The 18,279-nt window shown below is 75.2% G+C and carries 18 protein-coding genes; 7 read left to right on the top strand and 11 right to left on the bottom strand.

Annotated features, from left to right (window positions below; translation table 11 throughout):
• Window positions 1–173 precede the first annotated feature (173 nt).
• Window positions 174–713, top strand: coding sequence for a hypothetical protein (locus tag CAE01nite_RS18155; RefSeq protein WP_186816528.1), 540 nt, complete (start codon window positions 174–176; stop codon window positions 711–713).
• Between the two features lie 44 nt (window positions 714–757).
• On the opposite strand, the gene CAE01nite_RS10655 is transcribed toward CAE01nite_RS18155, so the two are convergent.
• A complete protein-coding gene (locus CAE01nite_RS10655) occupies window positions 758–1,018 on the bottom strand; it encodes a helix-turn-helix domain-containing protein (protein ID WP_146903804.1) in 261 nt (86 codons plus the stop codon).
• Between the two features lie 116 nt (window positions 1,019–1,134).
• Here CAE01nite_RS10655 and CAE01nite_RS10650 point away from each other — a divergent pair, with 116 nt between their 5' ends.
• Genes CAE01nite_RS10650 through CAE01nite_RS10640 form a run of 3 tightly spaced genes read left to right on the top strand, consistent with a single transcriptional unit; the run spans window position 1,135 to window position 3,835 of the window.
• Window positions 1,135–1,797: an SAF domain-containing protein gene (locus CAE01nite_RS10650; RefSeq protein ID WP_146903803.1), complete on the top strand. Its 663-nt coding sequence runs from the start codon at window positions 1,135–1,137 to the stop codon at window positions 1,795–1,797.
• Complete coding sequence (locus CAE01nite_RS18150; RefSeq protein ID WP_186816527.1) at window positions 1,794–3,362, top strand: CpaE/TadZ family protein; 1,569 nt, start codon at window positions 1,794–1,796, stop codon at window positions 3,360–3,362. Before CAE01nite_RS10650 ends, CAE01nite_RS18150 begins: the two co-directional genes overlap by 4 nt.
• A 17-nt stretch (window positions 3,363–3,379) precedes the next feature.
• The gene (locus tag CAE01nite_RS10640) at window positions 3,380–3,835 is read left to right on the top strand and encodes a DUF6912 family protein (protein ID WP_146903800.1); all 456 of its coding nucleotides are present in this window, start codon (window positions 3,380–3,382) and stop codon (window positions 3,833–3,835) included.
• Between the two features lie 54 nt (window positions 3,836–3,889).
• On the opposite strand, the gene hisN is transcribed toward CAE01nite_RS10640, so the two are convergent.
• The 4 genes from hisN to CAE01nite_RS18345 form a co-directional block, all read right to left on the bottom strand.
• The gene (gene hisN / locus CAE01nite_RS10635) at window positions 3,890–4,690 is read right to left on the bottom strand and encodes a histidinol-phosphatase (protein WP_146903797.1); all 801 of its coding nucleotides are present in this window, start codon (window positions 4,688–4,690) and stop codon (window positions 3,890–3,892) included.
• A 60-nt stretch (window positions 4,691–4,750) separates the two neighbouring features.
• Entirely contained in the window at window positions 4,751–5,887 is a 1,137-nt protein-coding gene (gene rsgA, locus CAE01nite_RS10630) for a ribosome small subunit-dependent GTPase A (RefSeq protein ID WP_146903794.1), read from the bottom strand.
• On the bottom strand, window positions 5,884–7,266 hold the full coding sequence (gene aroA, locus CAE01nite_RS10625) for a 3-phosphoshikimate 1-carboxyvinyltransferase (protein ID WP_146903792.1): 1,383 nt from the start codon (window positions 7,264–7,266) through the stop codon (window positions 5,884–5,886). The genes rsgA and aroA overlap by 4 nt, the downstream gene beginning before the upstream one ends.
• 115 nt (window positions 7,267–7,381) lie before the next feature.
• Window positions 7,382–8,584 (bottom strand): hypothetical protein, encoded by a 1,203-nt coding sequence (locus CAE01nite_RS18345; RefSeq protein ID WP_344466742.1) that lies wholly within the window; start codon window positions 8,582–8,584, stop codon window positions 7,382–7,384.
• A 216-nt stretch (window positions 8,585–8,800) separates the two neighbouring features.
• On the opposite strand from CAE01nite_RS18345, the gene CAE01nite_RS10615 reads away from it, so the two are divergent.
• Together CAE01nite_RS10615 and rsrA are read left to right on the top strand one after the other, a co-directional pair.
• Complete coding sequence (locus tag CAE01nite_RS10615; RefSeq protein ID WP_146903789.1) at window positions 8,801–9,523, top strand: sigma-70 family RNA polymerase sigma factor; 723 nt, start codon at window positions 8,801–8,803, stop codon at window positions 9,521–9,523.
• Window positions 9,520–9,801, top strand: coding sequence for a mycothiol system anti-sigma-R factor (rsrA, locus tag CAE01nite_RS10610; RefSeq protein WP_146903786.1), 282 nt, complete (start codon window positions 9,520–9,522; stop codon window positions 9,799–9,801). Before CAE01nite_RS10615 ends, rsrA begins: the two co-directional genes overlap by 4 nt.
• A gap of 109 nt (window positions 9,802–9,910) precedes the next feature.
• Here rsrA and CAE01nite_RS18960 read toward each other — a convergent pair whose 3' ends face one another.
• From CAE01nite_RS18960 to CAE01nite_RS18140, 3 genes are all read right to left on the bottom strand, one after another.
• A complete protein-coding gene (locus tag CAE01nite_RS18960) occupies window positions 9,911–9,985 on the bottom strand; it encodes a 50S ribosomal protein bL37 (RefSeq protein ID WP_371862897.1) in 75 nt (24 codons plus the stop codon).
• Window positions 9,986–10,088: 103 nt separating this feature from the next.
• Window positions 10,089–10,673 carry a GDSL-type esterase/lipase family protein gene (locus tag CAE01nite_RS10605; RefSeq protein ID WP_146904112.1) on the bottom strand — a complete coding sequence of 195 codons (585 nt, stop codon included), beginning with the start codon at window positions 10,671–10,673 and terminating at the stop codon, window positions 10,089–10,091.
• 228 nt (window positions 10,674–10,901) lie between these two features.
• On the bottom strand, window positions 10,902–11,063 hold the full coding sequence (locus tag CAE01nite_RS18140; RefSeq protein WP_186816525.1) for a hypothetical protein: 162 nt from the start codon (window positions 11,061–11,063) through the stop codon (window positions 10,902–10,904).
• A gap of 83 nt (window positions 11,064–11,146) precedes the next feature.
• On the opposite strand from CAE01nite_RS18140, the gene CAE01nite_RS10600 reads away from it, so the two are divergent.
• The gene (locus CAE01nite_RS10600) at window positions 11,147–12,112 is read left to right on the top strand and encodes a GlxA family transcriptional regulator (protein WP_146903783.1); all 966 of its coding nucleotides are present in this window, start codon (window positions 11,147–11,149) and stop codon (window positions 12,110–12,112) included.
• A gap of 99 nt (window positions 12,113–12,211) precedes the next feature.
• Here the strand turns inward: CAE01nite_RS10600 and CAE01nite_RS10595 are convergent, their stop codons facing one another.
• The 3 genes from CAE01nite_RS10595 to CAE01nite_RS10585 all read right to left on the bottom strand — a co-directional run bounded on the left by CAE01nite_RS10595 (window position 12,212) and on the right by CAE01nite_RS10585 (window position 18,158).
• The gene (locus tag CAE01nite_RS10595; RefSeq protein WP_246131135.1) at window positions 12,212–16,150 is read right to left on the bottom strand and encodes a multifunctional oxoglutarate decarboxylase/oxoglutarate dehydrogenase thiamine pyrophosphate-binding subunit/dihydrolipoyllysine-residue succinyltransferase subunit; all 3,939 of its coding nucleotides are present in this window, start codon (window positions 16,148–16,150) and stop codon (window positions 12,212–12,214) included.
• Between the two features lie 308 nt (window positions 16,151–16,458).
• Window positions 16,459–17,280, bottom strand: coding sequence for a DUF2705 family protein (locus tag CAE01nite_RS10590; protein WP_146903780.1), 822 nt, complete (start codon window positions 17,278–17,280; stop codon window positions 16,459–16,461).
• The gene (locus tag CAE01nite_RS10585; RefSeq protein WP_307724991.1) at window positions 17,277–18,158 is read right to left on the bottom strand and encodes an ATP-binding cassette domain-containing protein; all 882 of its coding nucleotides are present in this window, start codon (window positions 18,156–18,158) and stop codon (window positions 17,277–17,279) included. Before CAE01nite_RS10585 ends, CAE01nite_RS10590 begins: the two co-directional genes overlap by 4 nt.
• Between the last annotated feature and the right edge of the window lie 121 nt (window positions 18,159–18,279).

The raw sequence follows: 18,279 nt of genomic DNA, 5'->3' as shown, positions 1-18,279 counted from the left end.
CCGTTTGATGCTGTTTGCCATACCTAGGTGTACGCGCCTCGGCCCCCCGGTGTCTACGTCGCGGGAGACCCTGGGGACGGCGTGGGGCAGCGCGGTTGGACGGCGGCCGGCGAGCGTTCCACCGCGACGACGTGACAGCGTCGTCGGCGCCGCTCGGCCCCTACGGTGTGGCCATGCGGTGGGAGGCGTTGTTCGCCGACATGGAGGGCCAGGTCGACGCGGCCAACACGGCTGACCTGCTCGCCGGCGTGCCCGACCTGACTCGCGCCGAGCGGGCGACGGTCACGCTCGCGGGACGGCTACGAGCCGCCGGTTCCGCCGAGGTCGTGCTCCGGGTGCGCAGCGGTGAGCTGGTCAGCGGATCGGTGGTGGACGTGGCGGACCAGTGGGTGCTGCTCGGCGACGAGGTGCGGCGGGCGCTGGTGCCGTCCGCGTCGGTGGTCGGTGCGCGAGGTCTGGAGCGGGCATCGTCCCCGGAGGTCGGCGTCGTGGGCAGGCGGCTTGGCCTGGGTCACGCGCTGCGCGCGCTGGCGCGGGACCGCGCCGCGGTGCGGGTCGTGACCATCGGCGGCGAGCTCGCCGGACGCCTCGACCGGGTGGGGTCCGACCACGTCGACCTGGTCGCCGTCGCGGACGGCCCGCGGTCGGCCGGCACATCGCCGACCACGTGGGCGGTCCCCTTCGCCGCGATCGACGTCGTCCACTCCGGCTGACGAGGGCCAGGCCCGGAGCGGGCGGACGCGCGGCCGACCACGGCTCAGCGGTCGGCGGACTCCGGCCGCTGCTCGGCCCGGGCGGCGTCGGCGGGGCGCTCGTGGTCGCCGTCCAGCCGTGCGCGCGTCTGGGCGTACATCCGCTGGATGTACGCCTCCAGCTCGGTGGCCTCCACCCGCCACTGCAGCCGTCCACCGATCTGGATCGCGGGCAGCTCGCCGGAGCGGACCAGCGCGTACGCCTGCGGGGCGGAGATGTTGAGGATCTCCATCACGTCGGCGAGCGTGAGGAACCGCGGAGGCATGGCCCGAAGTCTGGCATGCCGCACCCGTCGCCCGAACGTCGTGCACAGGCGCCTGCGGCGGGCGGCGGCGACTCGGCATGATGGGGCCTTCGCCACGCGGAGGGCAGGACGCCGGGATGGACACGATGGTCGGTACACCGGTCAGCCCCGTCGGCGTGCGCCTGCGCCGCCCCAGCTGGCGCGACCCCAAGCTCGTCGTCGGGGTCCTCATGGTGGCCGCCGCGGTGGCCCTGGGCTCCTGGGCGGTGTCGGCAGCTGAGGCCAGCACGCCGGTCTACGTGGCGACGGAGGCGCTCACCCCAGGGGAGACGCTCGACGACGACCAGGTCGCCGTCGCCCGGGTGCGGCTGGAGAGCGCCGAGGCGGACCGCTACCTCCTCGCGACCGAGCCGCTGCCGTCCGGTGCCGTCGCCGTCCGCGCCGTCGGCGACGGCGAGCTGCTCCCGCGCGCCGCTGTCGCCGGCTCGGCGGACCTGGACGTCCGGCCGGTGGCGGTGCCGGTCACCGAGCCACCGTCCGCCGGGGTGGCCGAGGGCGCGCTGGTGGACGTGTGGGTGACGCCCGAGGTCCGGGACGGGCAGGCACCGGTCCCGCGCCTGCTCGCCGAGGGGCTGACGGTCGCGGAGGTCGCCCGGCCGTCCGGGGCGTTCGCGGTGGGTGCGGAGACGACCGTGCACGTGCTGGTCCCGACCGACTCCCTGGCGGAGGTCCTGGGTGCGCTCGCGACGCGCCAGGCGGTGAACGTGGTGCTCGTGCCGGGCACCGGGCAGGCGTCGTGACGGTCGCCGTCCTGTCCGCCCTGCGCGGACCGGGGGAGGCGGCCGTCGTCACGGCCCTGGAGGGTGCGGCCGGACGCGTGTCCGTCACCCGCCGCTGCGCCGACCTCGCCGAGCTGCTGGGCGCCGCCGACGCCGGCCTCGGCCAGGTCGGGGTGCTCTCCCCGGACCTGCCGCTGCTCGACCGGGAGGCGGTGGCGCGGCTGCGGCACGCCGGCGTGCGGGTCCTCGCGCTCGTCGACGCGGACCCGCGGGTCGCCGAGCGGATGACCGCCCTGGGGGTGGACGCGCTGGTCGACGCGTCCGCGCCGGTGGGGGACCTGGTGGCGACGGTGCTCGCGCTCGCGGGGGCCGACGGGGACCCGTCCGGCCCGCGCCCGGCGATGCCGCCCGTGCCGGCCCTCCCGCCCCTGCCCGCCGGTGACACCGGCCCGCGCTCCCCGCAGGACCGGCGCCCCGACGGCACCGAGGTGACGACGGCCCGAGGTCGGGTGGTCGCCGTGTGGGGACCGACGGGTGCGCCGGGTCGCACGACCGTCGCGGTGAACCTCGCCGCCGAGCTGGCGGCGCTGACCCCGGACCCCCCGTCCGCTGCCCCGTCCAGCCTGCCGGGTCGCCCCTCGTCCAGGTGGGGAGCGCGCCGTGGTCGTGCTCGATCCGCGGACGCGCCGGCGCCTGACGCAGGGACGGCGGGGACGGCGGTGACGGCCGGTGCGACGACGTCCGCGGCGGACCGACGTGCGATCGACGGGGTGGACGGCCGCAGCGGCGCGGACCGGGTGGCGCCGGCCGCTCCCGGCCCGGGCGGCGCGCTGCTGGTGGACGCCGACACCTACGGCGGGACGGTGGCCCAGGTCGTCGGGCTGCTCGACGAGGCGCCGGGCATCGCCGCGGCCGCGCGGTCCGCCGGGCACGGGACGCTCGACGCGGTGGGTCTCGCGCGGCTGACGCCCGTGGTCGCCCCGGGCCTGCGGGCGCTCACCGGCATCTCGCGTGCGGACCGGTGGCCGGAGCTGCCCGGCTCGTCGCTCGACGTGGTGTGGGAGACCGCTCGGCTGCTCGCCACCTGGGTCGTCGTGGACTGCGGGTTCAGCCTCGAGCAGGACGAGGTCCTGAGCTACGACACCCATGCGCCCCGGCGCAACGCGGCCACGCTGTCCGCGCTGGGGGCCGCCGACGTCGTCGTGGTGGTCGGCACCGGGGACCCGGTCGGGGTGCAGCGGCTCGTGCGCGGGCTGGCCGAGCTCGCCGACAGCGGCGCCGCGGCCGGCGCCGAGCGCGTCGTCGTGGTGAACCGCGTGCGGGCCTCGGCCGCCGGTCAGCGGCCCGAGCGGGCCGTCGCCGAGGCCCTGGAGCGCTATGCCGGGGTCACCGGCGCACACCTGCTCCCGGACGACCGGCCGGGGGTCGACGCGGCGCTGCTGCGCGGGGCCACGCTCGCGGAGGCCGTGCCGCAGTCGCCGGTCCGCGCGGCGCTCGCCCGGCTCGCCGCAGAGCTCGCCGGGGTCCCGGCCGGCCCGGCACGGGCCTCCGGACGGCGCGGCCTGCGGTCGGCGGCGCGGGTCTGAGGCGGCAGACTGGCCCCGTGCGCATCTACCTGCCGGTGACCCTGCTCGACGTCGACCTCGCCGGGACCTCCGGCGCCGTGGAGGTCGAGCGGGCGCACGCCGTGACCCCGGCGCTGCGTGAGCTCTTCCCGGACGAGGACGACGAGGGCCTGGAGTACGCGGCGCAGCTGGCGGCCGCCGACGACTCGCTCGAGCTCCTGGGCCGGACCGCGGACGCCCCCCGGCTGCGTGCGGTGCTGTCCGCCGACGTCGACGACGCCGCGGTGACGGTGCTGGACGAGGACGTGCCCAGCGTGGTCGCCCTGTCGGCCCCCGTGCCGTGGACCGCGGTCGTGTGCGCCCTGGTCGACGAGCCGGCCGCGGCCGACGACGTGGTGGCCGCGCTCACGCAGGACGAGGAGGCGGTGGAGCGTCTCGACGACCGCGACCTGCTCTGGTACGACGCGACCGAGCTGCAGACGATCCCGCGCTGACACCGCCGCCACGCACCCATCCGAGCGCCACCCACCCGAGCAGGGCCGGGGCGCTCAGTCCTCGAGCAGCGGGTCCAGGATCTGCAGGGCCGCGTCGTGCAGCTTGCCGTTGCTGACCAGCGCCGAGCCGCCGTACGGCCCCGGCTCCCCCTGCACGGAGGTGAACCGCCCACCGGCCTCGGTGACGATGGGCACCAGCGCCGCCATGTCGTGCAGCGCGAGCTCGGGCTCGCAGGACAGGTCGACCGACCCCTCGGCGACCATGACGTGCGACCAGAAGTCGCCGTACGCCCGCGTCCGCCACACCGAGCGGGTCAGGCGCAGGAAGTGCTCGAGGCGCCCGCGCTCCTCCCAGCCGCTCAGGCTCGAGTAGGACAGGGACGCGTCCGCCAGGCGCCCGACGCCGGACACGTGCAGCCGCGTCGCGGAGGACAGCGACCTGCCGGTCCACGCGCCGGACCCCTTCGCCGCCCACCAGCGCCGTCCGAGCGCCGGGGCGCTGACCACGCCGAGCACCGGCTCGCCCGCGTCCAGCAGGGCGATCAGCGTCGCCCAGACCGGCACCCCGCGCACGAAGTTCTTGGTGCCGTCGATCGGGTCGACGACCCATTGGCGCGGCCCGTGCCCGGTGTCGCCCATCTCCTCGCCGTGGACGGCGTCGCGCGGCCGGGTGCGGGAGAGCTGCGAGCGGATCATCTGCTCGGCGCTGCGGTCGGCGTCGGAGACCGGGGTGGTGTCGGGCTTGGTCTCCACCGCGAGGTCCAGCGCCTTGAACCGGCTCATCGTCAGCGAGTCGACCTGGTCGGCGATCACGTGGGCCAGGCGGAGGTCGTCGTCGTAGCCGGACCGCATCATGGGCCCACCGTACGGCGCGGGCCACGGGCCCCGGGGGTGCCTCGCCGGAGCCGGCGTCCGTCAGCGGCTCTCGCGCTCCGCGCCCTCGCCGGGCGTCGGGACGCCCGTGCGGCTGGCCAGCAGGCGGCGGAACGACCGCACGCGGGCCGCCCGGGCCGCGCGGGTCTCCTCGTCGGCAGCAGCGGTGACCCACTCGTCCAGCTCGCAGTCCGGTGAGCCGTCGGTGTGCGTGCAGCCCCGCGGGCACTCGTCGGCGACCCGGGCCAGGTCCCCGAACGGGGCGAGCAGGTTCGCCACCTGCACGTGCGCCAGGCCGAACGACCGCACGCCGGGGGTGTCGATGACCCATCCGCCGGGCAGGGCTGCGTCCTCACCCGCCGGGACGTCGCCCTCGCCCTCACCGGGGGACGGCGCCGCCGCAGGCGACGGCGGCATCCGTAGCGCCACCGCGGACGTCGAGGTGTGCCGCCCGCGTCCGGTCACGTCGTTGACGATGCCGACGGATCGGAAGGCGTCCGGGACCAGCGCGTTGACGAGGGTCGACTTCCCGACGCCGGAGTGGCCCACCAGGACCGAGGTGCGTCCGGCCAGCGCGCGCCGGACGTCCTCCAGCCCCACCCAACGCCCGTCGGCGTCGCGGCGGGTGACCACGACATCGACGCCGATCGGCTCGTACATCGCGACCAGCTCGGCCGGGTCCGCCAGGTCGGCCTTGGTCAGCGCCAGCAGGACGTGCATGCCGGCGTCGACCCCGGCGACCACGCACCGGTCGATCATGCGGGTGCGCGGCTCGGGGTCGGCGAGCGCGGTGACGATCACGAGCTGGTCGGCGTTGGCGACGATGACCCGCTCGACGGGGTCGGTGTCGTCGGCGGTGCGGCGCAGCACCGTCCGGCGCTCGGTGATCCGCACGATCCGGCTCAGGCTCCCGGGCTCGCCCGAGGTGTCGCCGACGACGTCCACCAGGTCGCCGGGGACCACGCGCTCGCGGCCGAGCTCCCGCGCCTTCATCGCGACGGCGCGACGCTCGCCCGGGCCGTCGGGGTCGACGAGCAGGGTGTACCGGCCCCGGTCCACGCCGGTGACCATGGCGCTCTCGGCGTCGGCGTGCTCCGGGCGCTGCTTCGTGCGGGGGCGGGACGATCGCTTGCCGGGCCGGATGCGGACGTCGGACTCGTCCGGGCGGCGCGTGCTCATCCCGCCGGCCCGAGCATCCGCTGCCACATGCCCACGAAGTCCGGCAGGGTCTTGCCCGTCGTGGCGACGTCCTCGACCTTCACGCCGGGCACGCGCAAGCCCAGCAGGGCGCCCGCGGTGGCCATCCGGTGGTCGTGGTACGTGCGCACGACGCCGGCGTGCAGCGGGCGCGGGGTGATGACGAGCCCGTCGGACGTCTGCTCCGCCCACCCGCCCAGGCGGGTGATCTCGGTGGCGAGGGCGGTCAGCCGGTCGGTCTCGTGACCGCGCAGGTGCGCGATGCCCCGCAGCCGGGAGGGGGAGTCGGCCAGCGCCGCGAGGGCGGCGATCGTCGGGGCCAGCTCGCCCGCCTCGTGCAGGTCGAGGTCGAGGCCGTGGACCGTGCCGGTGCCCGTGACCGCCAGGACGTCACCCTCCAGGCGCGTGGTGGCGCCCATCCGCTCGAGGATGCCCGGCAGCAGCGCGCCCGGCTGGGTGGTGCGCGCGGGCCACCCCGGGACGCGGACCGTGCCGCCCGCCACCAGCGCCGCGGCGAGGAACGCCCCGGCGTTGGACAGGTCCGGCTCGACCCGGACGTCGCGGCCGGCGATCGGTCCGGGAGCGACCTCCCACAGCGCCGGCCGCGAGTCGTCCACGGTGACCCCCGCCTCGCGGAGGACCTCCACCGTCATGTCGATGTGCGGCAGGCTCGGCAGCGTCCGGCCGGTGTGCCGCAGCAGCAGGCCGCGCTCGAACCGGGCCGCCGCCAGCAGCAGACCGGAGACGAACTGGCTCGACGCGGTCGCGTCGACGTCGACCGGTCCACCCGCCACCGCGCCGGCACCGACCACGGTGAACGGCAGGTGCCCCCGCTCCCCGTGCGGGACGACCTCGACGTCCAGGCCGTGCAGGGCGGTCAGCACCGGGCCCATCGGCCGGGCCCGGGCGCCCGCATCGCCGTCGAACCGGACCGCGCCGTCGGCGAGCGCGGCGACCGGGGGCAGGAACCGCATGACCGTCCCGGCCAGACCGCAGTCGACCTCGACGCCGCCGCGCAGCGTCGCGGGCGTGATGACCCAGTCGCCGCCGTCGTCCTCGATGCCGACGCCCAGGGATCGCAGTGCCGCGGCCATCAGCACGGTGTCGCGCGAGCGCAGCGCCCCGCGCAGCCGGCCCGGCCCGTCGGCGAGCGCGGCGAGCACGAGATAGCGGTTGGTGAGGGACTTCGAGCCCGGGACGTCGACCAGCGCGTCCAGCGGGCCTGCCGCCACCGGGGCCGCCCACACGTCGCCGGGGAGGCGGTCGGCGTCGACGGGTGCGAGCGGCTGCGCGACGTCCACCGGGCCGAGCGGGTCGACGGCGTCGGGCGTGCGGCGGCCCGGGCCGGGCGTCGTGGTCATGGCGTCAGGCTAGCCGCCGGCCGGCAGGCCGCCGGGCGCCGGGCCCGCACGCGCCCGGGTGTCGGACCGGCGGCGTGCCGGTCGGCGGCCGCGTGCCGGTGCGGCGTCGACGACCTCAGCGGCGGCGTCCGCGACGCGGGGCGACGGACTCCGCGGCGGCGGCCTCGGTCGCCGCCGTGACGGCGACGACCTCGGCCTCGTGCGCGGCAGCGGCCGCCTCGGTCGCCTCGGCGGCGTGCTCGCCCGCGACCTGCGCGGCGATCACGTCGGCGTAGCCGGACACCTTGGCGGCCTTCGCCTCGGCGCGACGGGCGGCGCGCGAGCCGGGACGCTTGGCCTGAGCCGCGGCGGTCAGCTCGGCTGCCTTCGCGGCGGTGGCGGCCTGGGCGGCGGCGAGCTTGGCGGTCCGCGCGTCGGCGCGTCGGGCCGACCGGGACCCAGCGGCCTTCGCTGCCTGCTTGGCAGCCTTCGCCTCGGCGGCGGAGGCGACCTTCGCGGCCTTCTCCGCGGCAGCGGCCTCGGCCGCGGCTGCCTTGACCGCCTTCGCGTCGGCCCGGCTCGGCCGCGTCGTCCCCTCGGTCGCCCGCGAGGCCTTGCGTCCCCGCCTGCCGGCGCCGTCCGTCGCCGCGGTCGCGGCCGTCGCGGCTCCGCCCGCGGCGAGCGCCTTCGCCGCCTTGCGGGCGGCCTTGGACTCCTTGGCCGCCTTCGCGCCCTTGGCCACGGCCGCCGTCTCGGCAGCCTTGAGCGCCTTGGCTCCCTTGAGGGCCTTGCCCGACGACGTGCCGGCCTTCCCGCCGACGTTCTTGGCGGCCTTCGCGCCCGACTTCGCTGCGCCGGCGACTGCGGTGGCCGCACCGGCGGCGGCGAGCTCGCGGGCGTGCGCCACCTTCCACGCGAGCCCGGGCCGGCCCTCGCGGTCGGCTGCGGCGATGAGCGCCGCACCCGTGAACGACACCGCGCGGACGATCCGGTCCTGCCGCTCCTTCTTCACCGCCGCCGGGACGGTGCCCTTGCGTGCCCCGATGGCGTTGACCACGACGGACGGGAAGGTCAGCGCGGCGAGCAGCAGCGCAGCCACCCGGGGAGCCTTGCCCAGGGCCAGCGCGAGCCCGGCGCCGACGGTCGCGGCGCCGTGCACCTGGACGATGGTCCGCAGCTGGGCGTCGGTCGGACGCGTCACGCCCGCCTTCTCGACGAGGACGTCGACGCCGGCGCGTGCCGGGTCGACGTGGGCGGGAGCACCGCGGAATGCTGCGGTCCCCTCGCTGACGAACCAGGCGGCGAGCATGGGGCGGGCTATCCGGCGGAGCATCATCACGGTCGGCACTCTTCTCGTTCGGGGCCTCGGCTCGGCGGCGAGCGGTACGGCCGGCGCAGCGGGAGCGGTCACCGCCGACGCTAGCCGGTCGAGCCGCCGGTGGCAGCAGGGACGTGGGCGTCCGTCGACGGCGGCCGGTCGTGCGGCGAGGTGCTGCGGTGTGGTCGCGCGGCGCGGGCGGGAATGCCCGGTGACGCACGCCGCGTTGCACCGACCATGACGTGCGCGCTGGCCGAGAGACCGACGGGACGGCTCGCACGGCCGTCGGCCGTCGTCCGCCCGGGCCGCGTGGTACCTGCCGGGCTAGGCTCGTGGGTGATGAGCGAGGACACGAACCGAGCCCCCGAGGCCGAGGACCCCAGCGCACGCGCCGAACGCTTCGAGGCCGAGGCGCTGGTGTACCTGGACCAGCTGTACGCGGCTGCCCTGCGGATGACCCGCAACCCGACCGACGCCGAGGACCTGGTCCAGGAGGCGTTCGCGAAGGCCTTCGCCGCCTTCCACCAGTACCGGCCGGGCACCAACCTCAAGGCGTGGCTGTACCGGATCCTCACCAACACGTTCATCAACTCGTACCGGAAGAAGCAGCGCGAGCCGCAGCAGTCCGGTGCGGAGGACGTCGAGGACTGGCAGATCGCCCGCGCCGCGTCGCACACGTCCAGCGGCCTGCGGTCCGCCGAGGCCGAGGCGCTGGACCACCTGCCGGACTCGGACGTCAAGGACGCCCTCCAGCAGATCCCCGAGGACTTCCGCATCGCCGTGTACCTGGCCGATGTCGAGGGCTTCGCCTACAAGGAGATCGCCGAGATCATGGGGACGCCGATCGGGACCGTGATGTCGCGGCTCCACCGAGGAAGACAGCAGCTGCGTGAGCTGTTGAGTGACTATGCCCGCGGGCGGGGGCTCGTCGGAGCGACGGACAAGGGGAACGGGTCATGAGCACGCAGGAGACTGACGCGGGCAGAGCCGCGCACGGTGCCGTGAACTGCGAGCAGGCGCTGGGGAAGCTGTTCGAGTTCCTCGACTCCGAGCTGCCCGAGGCGGACGGTGACCGGATCCGGGAGCACCTCGCGTACTGCGAGCCGTGCCTGGCCGAGTACGACGTCGAGGAGCACGTGCGCGCCCTGGTGCGCCGCTCCTGCACGGAGTGCGCGCCCGTGGAGCTGCACGTCCGGATCCGCGAGTCGCTGACCGTGCTCCGCGCCCAGATCACCTGAGCCGCGACGACCACGACCGACCGGCAGGGAGCGGGGCCGTCCCCGGCCCTCCCGGCATGACAGAACGGGCCCGGTGCGAGTGATCGCACCGGGCCCGTGTCACGTCACGTCAGGCGTTGGGGCGCTTGCCGTGGTTCGCGCCGCTCGTCTTCCGGGCGCGACGCTTGCGTCCACGCTTGCTCATGGTCTTCTCCTTGTGCCGTTCGCCGTCGGCCACGGCGGGCTCGGCGAGATCTAGGTCGCCCCATGGTCCCACACCGGCCGGGGTGCGGCGCACGACGGACCGCTCAGGCGGCGTCGTCGGGCAGGCCCAGCCAGGCGTGCCAGCCCGTGTGCAGGACGAGCCACGCGATCATCCCGTAGCCGGCCTGCCCCGGCAGCAGGCCGTCGCCCGCCGCGAGATCACCCAGCCACTGCTCGTGCGTCGCCAGCGGGGTGAAGGTGTCGACGTACGGCACGCGCCGGCGGTTCGCGACGTCGGCGTACGCGGCGGAGAGGTCGGCGATGCGCTCGGCGTCCGCGGCGCGACCCGGGGGCGGCCCGACGACGAACGTCGGGATCCTCCGGGAGTCCGCGACGTCCAGCACGTTGGCCAGGTTCAGCCGGCTGCGGGCGATCGAGAGCCCGGCGCCGAGGTCCGCGCGGCCGAGGGCGACGACGAGCCGGTTGTCCGCCTCGGAGGAGAACCGGCGGCCCGCCTCGTCCTCCCAGCGGGAGCCGAGCGCGCTGCTGGACTCCCCGGGAACGGCCAGGGTCAGGAAGGTCGCCGGGGTGGGGGTGTGCGTGCGGGCGGCCACGCGCCCGACCCAGCCGAGCCCCTTGGGATCACCTGCGCCGGCAGCCAGCTCGTCGCCGACCACCACCACGCGCATCGGCAGCTCGCTCACACCCTCACCCACCCGTCCCTCGCACGCCCCGCTCCGCACGGCGCCATGGGGGCGCCCGGGTCAGTGTCCCAAAGTGCGGCGCACGACAGCGCGCGGCGCGCGGGAGGGACGGCGGGGCGTCAGCCGAACGCGAGGGACGGGCGGCACGCGCCGGTGGTGGTTCCGGCGCCTCGCCCGTCGGGCACGGGTCGGACCGTCAGCAGGCGCGACGTGTCACGCGGCCCGACCGGTCGACGGGAGCACGGCGTCGTCCCAGGCCGGGTGCGAGTGCGGCGGCTCGGACGTGCCGTAGCCGTCCCGGCGGACGACCACGAGGACGGCGGCCACGAGGAGCGTGACGGCCAGCAGGACGAGGACCACGGCGACGAGGCTCATGGCAGGAAACCTATGACCACCGACATCGTGCCACGAGTGGCAGGACTGCCGCTGCGCGTCAACTTCCTGCCACACTGGGCCCCATGCTGAGGTCGGTCGCCGCCGTGGTCATGCCGGACGTCGCGCCCTTCGAGCTGGGCGTGGTCTGCGAGGTGTTCGGGATCGATCGGACGGACACCGGCGGTCCACAGTTCGACTTCCGGGTGTGCACGGAGGTGCCCGGGCCGGTGACCACCAAGCTGGGGTTCGACCTCGTCGTCCCCCTGGGCCTGGACGCAGCGGCGGACGCCGACCTCGTCGTCGTGCCCGCCTACGGAGCCTCCCACCGGGTGTCGCCCGCCGTCCTGGAGGTCCTGCGTGCCGCGCACGCCCGGGGCGCCTGGGTGCTCGGCGTGTGCAGCGGCTCCTTCGCGCTCGGCCAGGCCGGCCTGCTGGACGGGCGGCGCTGCACCACCCACTGGATGTACACCGAGCGACTGGCGGCGGAGCACCCGACCGCGGTCGTGGACCCGGCGGTGCTCTACGTCGAGGACCGGGGCGTGGTGACGAGCGCCGGCACCGCGGCCGGGATCGACGCGTGCCTGCACCTGGTGCGCCGGGAGCTCGGGGCGGCGGCCGCCGCGGCCGTCGCCCGGCGCATGGTCGTCCCGCCGCACCGCGACGGCGGGCAGGCGCAGTACATCGAGACGCCGCTGCCGGTCGAGGCCGACACCCTCGAGCCGCTGCTCGCGTGGATGGTCGAGCACGTCGAAGAGGACCTGTCCGTGCCGGACCTCGCGGCCCGCGCGCTGATGTCCGAGCGGACGTTCGCCCGCCGGTTCCGCGCCGAGACCGGGACGACGCCGGGCGCGTGGCTGATCCGCCAGCGCCTGCTGCGCGCGCAGGAGCTGCTGGAGCGGACCGATGCGGGGGTGGAGGAGATCGCGCGGCGGTGCGGGTTCGGCACGGCCGCTGCGCTGCGCCACCACTTCACCCGGACGCTGGGCACGAGCCCGCTGGCCTACCGGCGCACGTTCGCGGTGCCGGCGCGCGCGGGCCGCCCGGCCTGACGACACGTCCCCGCGAACGCCGCGTCACCAGGCCGGACGGCACGAGGCCGCCGCCCCGGCGTGGGGGCGACGGCCTCGTGGCGTCGGGGTGCGGCCGGATCAGCGGGCGAACGACGCCCGCAGCAGCTCGGCCTGCTCGGCCTGGTGCTTCTTGGCGGACCCGGCGGCCGGCGACGCCGACGCGGGCCGGGACACGACCTGCAGCGGCCGTCCCACGATCGGTGCCAGGTTCATCGCCATGTGGCCCCAGCCGCCCTGGTTCGCCGGCTCCTCCTGGACCCACACCAGCTCGGCGTCGCCGAACGGGGCCAGTGCGGACGCGATGACCTCGGGCTCGAGCGGGTACAGCTGCTCGAAGCGGACGATCGCCGTGCGGGTGTCGCCGACCTCGGTGCGGTGCGCCACCAGGTCCCAGTAGACCTTGCCCGAGCAGAGCAGCACGCGGTCCACGCCACCGCCCTGCGCGGCGACGTCGTCGGCGATGACCTCGCGGAAGGTGCCGGACGTGAAGTCCTCCGCCGGCGACGACGCGGCCTTGAGCCGCAGCATCGACTTGGGCGTCATGACCACCAGCGGGCGGCGCGGCCGGGCGTAGGCCTGGCGGCGCAGCAGGTGGAAGTACGACGCCGGCGTCGACGGCGCCGCGACCGTCATGTTGTTCTCGGCGCACAGCTGCAGGAACCGCTCCGGGCGGGCGGAGGAGTGGTCCGGCCCCTGGCCCTCGAAGCCGTGGGGCAGCAGCAGCACGACGCCGCTGCGCTGGGCCCACTTCTGCTCCGCGGAGGAGATGAACTCGTCGATGACCGTCTGCGCGCCGTTGACGAAGTCGCCGAACTGCGCCTCCCACAGCACCAGGGCGTCGGGACGCTCGACGGAGTACCCGTACTCGAACCCGAGCGCCGCGTACTCCGACAGGGACGAGTCGTAGACCCAGAACTTCGCCTGGTCGGCGGACAGGTACAGCAGCGGCGTCCACTCCGCGCCGGTCTGCCGGTCGTGCATGACGGCGTGGCGCTGCACGAACGTCCCGCGGCGCGAGTCCTGCCCGGCCAGGCGCACCGGGGTGCCCTCGATGAGCAGGGACCCGAAGGCGAGCACCTCGCCGTAGCCCCAGTCGATGCCGCCCTCGCGGGACATCTGCTCGCGGCGCTGCAGCAGCTGGGCGAGCTTGGGGTGGACGGTGAAGCCCTCCGGGGCGCGGGTGTGGGCGCGGCCGATGCGGTCCAGGACCGCCTGGTCGACCGCGGTCCGCCAGCCGATCATCGCCCCGGCGTCCTCCCGCTGGGCCTCCGGGCGCTCCAGGCCGGCGACCGGCTCGGAGTCGGCCGACGCCGTGTAGCCGCCCTCGCGGGTCTCGGTGAAGACGCGCTCGAGCTGGGCCTGGTAGTCCTGCAGCACCTGCTCGGCCTCGTCGAGCGTGATGTCGCCGCGGGCCACGAGCGCCTCGGTGTACAGCTTGCGCACCGAGCGCTTGGCCTCGATGAGGTTGTACATCAGCGGCTGGGTCATCGACGGGTCGTCGCCCTCGTTGTGACCCCGGCGGCGGTAGCAGACCATGTCGATGATGACGTCGCGGTCGAACTGCTCGCGGTAGTCGAACGCGAGCTCGGCCACCCGGACGCACGCCTCGGGGTCGTCCCCGTTGACGTGGAAGATCGGTACCTGCAGACCCTTGGCGACGTCGGTGGGGTACAGCGTCGAGCGTGACGAGCTCGGCCCGGTGGTAAACCCGACCTGGTTGTTGATGATCACGTGGATCGTGCCGCCGGTGCGGTACCCGCGCAGCTGCGACAGGTTGAGCGTCTCGGTCACGACGCCCTGGCCGGCGAACGCGGCGTCCCCGTGGATGAGGATCGGCAGCACGGAGAAGCCGTCCCCGCCCAGGTCGATGCGGTCCTGCTTGGCGCGGACGATGCCCTCGAGGACCGGGTCGACGGCCTCCAGGTGCGACGGGTTCGCCGCCAGGTAGACCTTCGTGGTCGCGCCGGACTCGGCGGTGAACTTGCCCTCGGTGCCGAGGTGGTACTTCACGTCGCCGGAGCCCTGGACGGACTTGGGGTCCTGGTTGCCCTCGAACTCGCTGAAGATCTGGCCGTAGCTCTTGCCGGCGATGTTCGCCAGGACGTTGAGCCGCCCGCGGTGCGCCATGCCGATGCCGACCTCGTCCAGGCCGTTGTTCGCGGCCTTGGACAGCACGGCGTCCAGCAGCGGGATGACCGACTCGCCGCCCTCGAGCGAGAAGCGCTTCTGGCCGACGTACTTCGTCTGCAGGAAGTTCTCGAACGCCTCGGCCGCGTTCAGGCGCCGCAGCACGCGCAGCTGGTCCTCGCGCGGGGTGCGGGCGTAGCCGTGCTCGAGCCGGTCCTGCAGCCAGGCACGCTGCCTGCGGTCCGACAGGTGCATGTACTCCACGCCGATGCTGCGGCAGTAGGAGTCACGCAGCAGCCCGAGGATGTCGCGCAGCGCCATCCGCGGCTTGCCGCCGAACCCGCCGGTGGGGAACGTCCGGTCCAGGTCCCACAGGGTCAGCCCGTGGGTCTGCACGTCCAGGTCGGGGTGCTTGCGCTGGCGGTAGGACAACGGGTCGGTGTCGGCCAGCAGGTGCCCGCGGGAGCGGTAGGAGTGGATGAGCTCGGCGATGCGGCCGGGCTTGTCCTCGTCGTCCGACGGGTCGGACGGGTCCCGGACCCACCGGACGGGCTCGTAGGGCACCCGCAGCGAGGCGAAGACGCGGTCGTAGAACCCGTCCTGGCCGAGCAGCTTGTTCGCGACGATCCGCAGGAAGTCCCCGGACTGCGCGCCCTGGATGATCCGGTGGTCGTAGGTCGACGTCAGGGTGAGCACCTTGGAGATGCCCATGCTGTTGAGCTGCTTCTCGGAGGTGCCCGCGAACTCCGCCGGGTAGTCCATCGCGCCGACGCCGACGATCGTGCCCTGGCCGGCCATGAGGCGCGGCACGGAGTGCACGGTCCCGATGGTGCCGGGGTTGGTCAGCGAGATCGTCGTGCCGGCGAAGTCGGCGACGGTGAGCTTGTTGTTGCGGGCCCGTCGGACGACGTCCTCGTAGGCCGCCCAGAACTGGGCGAAGTCCATCTGGTCCGCGCCCTTGATGCTGGGCACGAGCAGCTGCCGGGTGCCGTCCGGCTTGGCCAGGTCGATCGCCAGACCCAGGTTCACGTGGGCGGGGGTGACCACGGCAGGCTTGCCGTCCTCGAGCGTGTAGCCGCCGTTCATGGCGGGCATGTCGCCCAGCGCCTCGACGACCGCGAAGCCGATGAGGTGGGTGAAGGACACCTTCCCGCCGCGGCTGCGGGTCAGGTGGTTGTTGATGACGATGCGGTTGTCGACCATCAGCTTGGCCGCGACCGCGCGGACCGACGTCGCCGTCGGGACCTCGAGGCTCGCCTCCATGTTGGTCACGACGCGGGCGGCGGGGCCGCGCAGCCGCTGGACCTCGTCCTCACCGTCGTCGGCACCGACGGCGCGGGCGGCGATGGGGACCTGCTCGGCGTACGGCGCGGTGGCGGGCTGCGCGGTGGCGACCGGGGGAGCCTCGGTCTGCGCCTGCGTGCCGTCCGCCTGCGGCGCGTCCGCGGGAGTGCCGCCCTGCCCGGCCGGCTGCGGGGCGGAGGCGGGCCTGGCGACCGGCGACGCGGTGGGCGTCGTGCCGCGCGGGGCGGGCACCGGCTTCGGCGCGGTGGCCTGCGGGGTCGGTGCGGGCGCGGGGACCGCCTCGGTGGGCGGCAGCGCCGGCTTCTGCGGGGCGGGGACGGACTGCTCGACGGCCTCGGCCGGGACGGTCCCCGGGGCGAAGTCGGCGGCCGGGCCGACCGACGTGCCGGTGGAGACCGGCTGCCCGTTCACCTCGGTCTCGGAGCCGCTCCCCGTGTCCGTGGGGGTGTAGTCCTCGAAGAACTCCCACCACGCGGGGTCCACCGCGTTCTTGTCCTTGAGGTACTGCTCGTACAGCTCGTCGACAAGCCATTCGTTGGCGCCGAACGCGGCACGGATCGAGTCTGGCTCAGCCTTCTGGGACACGCGAAGTTCGCCCACTTCCGCCGCGGTGCGGAGACCGCTTCGTTGGAGATCAGAGGATTCGTCCAACCCTATGCCCTCACCCGTGCCGGGACGACCGTGCCGCCGGGGTGTCGGCTGGGCCGTCCGGGTGAAGTGGGCCCGGCCGGGCGCGGGTGTCAAGGCCAGGCAATCCCCGGGCCCGGCGCGCCCCAACGGAGGGTCCGCAGGGGGTCGCGGTGGATTGGCGGTGGCGGTCGACGGCGGGTCGGTGGCGGTCGGCTCCGGCGTAGAGCCGGGGCTCGAGCCGGTCCGCCGATGCCCGCAGCCGGTCAGGTGATGTCGCGGCGCAGAGACAGCATCCGGCCCAGCACGGCGAACAGCAGCGCGTACCCGAGCAGCACCGCCAGGCCGCCGGCGGACGACAGCAGCTCGGGGCCGATGCCGCTGCCGGTGTAGAACGACGCCCCGGTGATGGCGTCCCCGGCCGCGCCGGGCAGGTACTTCGCGATGCCCTCGGACCACTCCAGCTGCCCGAGGACCAGCCGCAGGATCGGCTCGACGAACTGCGTGAACGCGAGCAGCACGACGATGACCGCGACCTGGTTGGTCAGGAGCGTGCCGAAGCCGACCCCGACGACCGTCCACACCGTCAGCGCGAGCACCGACAGGGCCGCACTGCGCAGGACGATGGGCTCGGTGAGCTGCGGGTCCTCCCCGAGCAGGGCGAGAATCCCGGCTCCCGCGCCGACCGTGGCGAGCGTGCCGACGAGGCCGAACAGCAGCCCGACCACGACGCTGGACACCATCTTGGCGGCGAGCACGACCGTCCGCCGCGGCTCTGCGAGCAGCGTCGGGGTGATGGTCTGGTGGCGGAACTCGCCCGTCATCGCCAGGGCGCCCACGATCACCGGGAACACGTACCCCAGCGACGTGGCCAGCGTGTAGACGGTCTGCGCGATCTGCTCCGCGCTCAGCGGCTCGGGCTGGGCGCTGGGGTCGGCGAACGGGTTCGCACCCGCGCTCGGGACCCGGGTCAGCACGTAGGACATGGCTGCGGCGAGGACGGCCATGTAGCCCGCCATGGCCAGCAGAAGCACCCACCACAGCCGCGTGGTGACGAGCTTGCGGTACTCGGTGAGCAGCGCCGTCATCGCCCGTCCCCGTCCGGCCGGGCGGCCACGCCGCCGTCCTCGACCAGCCGCAGGAAGGTCTCCTCCAGGCCGACGTCCCGCGGAGCCAGCTCGTGCAGCTCCACGCCGGCGGTGAACGCACGCGCGCCGATCTCCGCCGCCGGGACCCGGCGCAGGACGAGCGTCCCCGGTCGCCCGCCGGGCGCCCGGGTGGCCAGGCCAGCCCAGCCGGCGTCGGCCACGAGGGCGTGCAGGCCCGCGGGGTCGGGGGAGGAGACCCGGACGGTCGGCTCGGCCAGCGCCGCGAGCTCGGGCAGGGACGAGGCGTGCACGAGGCGGCCGCGGGCGATGATGACGACGTCGTCGACCGTCTGCTCCACCTCGGACAGCACGTGGCTGGACACCAGCACGGTCCGGCCCTCGCCGGCCAGGTGCCGCAGGAACGCCCGCAGCCACGCGATGCCCTCCGGGTCGAGCCCGTTGGCGGGCTCGTCGAGCAGCAGGACGCCGGGGTCGCCCAGCAGGGTCGTGGCCAGGGCGAGCCGCTGCCGCATCCCCAGGGAGAAGCCCCCCGCCCGGCGCCGGGCGACGCCGTCGAGCCCCACGATCCGGAGCACCTCGTGGCAGCGGGCGTCGTCGACCCCGGCCTGCGGGGCGTAGACGCGCAGGTGGTCCAGCGCCGACCGGCCGGGGTGGAAGCTGGCCGCCTCCAGCGCGGCGCCGACCGTGTGCACGGGGCGCCGGAGCTCTCCGTACGTGCGGCCGCCGATGGTGGCGGTGCCCGACGTGGGGCGGACCAGACCCAGGAGCATCCGCAGCGTCGTCGTCTTGCCGGCGCCGTTGGGGCCGAGGAAGCCGGTGACCCGTCCCGGACGCACGGTGAACGACAGGTCGTCCACCGCGTGTACCGGCCCGAACCGCTTGGTCAGGTGGTCGATGACGAGGGTGCGGTCGCCTCGGTCGGCCCCCTCGGCTCGGTCGTCCCGGTCGCCTTCGTCCCCTCGATCGACTCGGTCGGCT

Source organism: Cellulomonas aerilata (genome assembly GCF_007991755.1).
Taxonomy (GTDB): domain Bacteria; phylum Actinomycetota; class Actinomycetes; order Actinomycetales; family Cellulomonadaceae; genus Pengzhenrongella; species Pengzhenrongella aerilata.
This window is presented reverse-complemented; position numbering and strand designations above follow the sequence as displayed.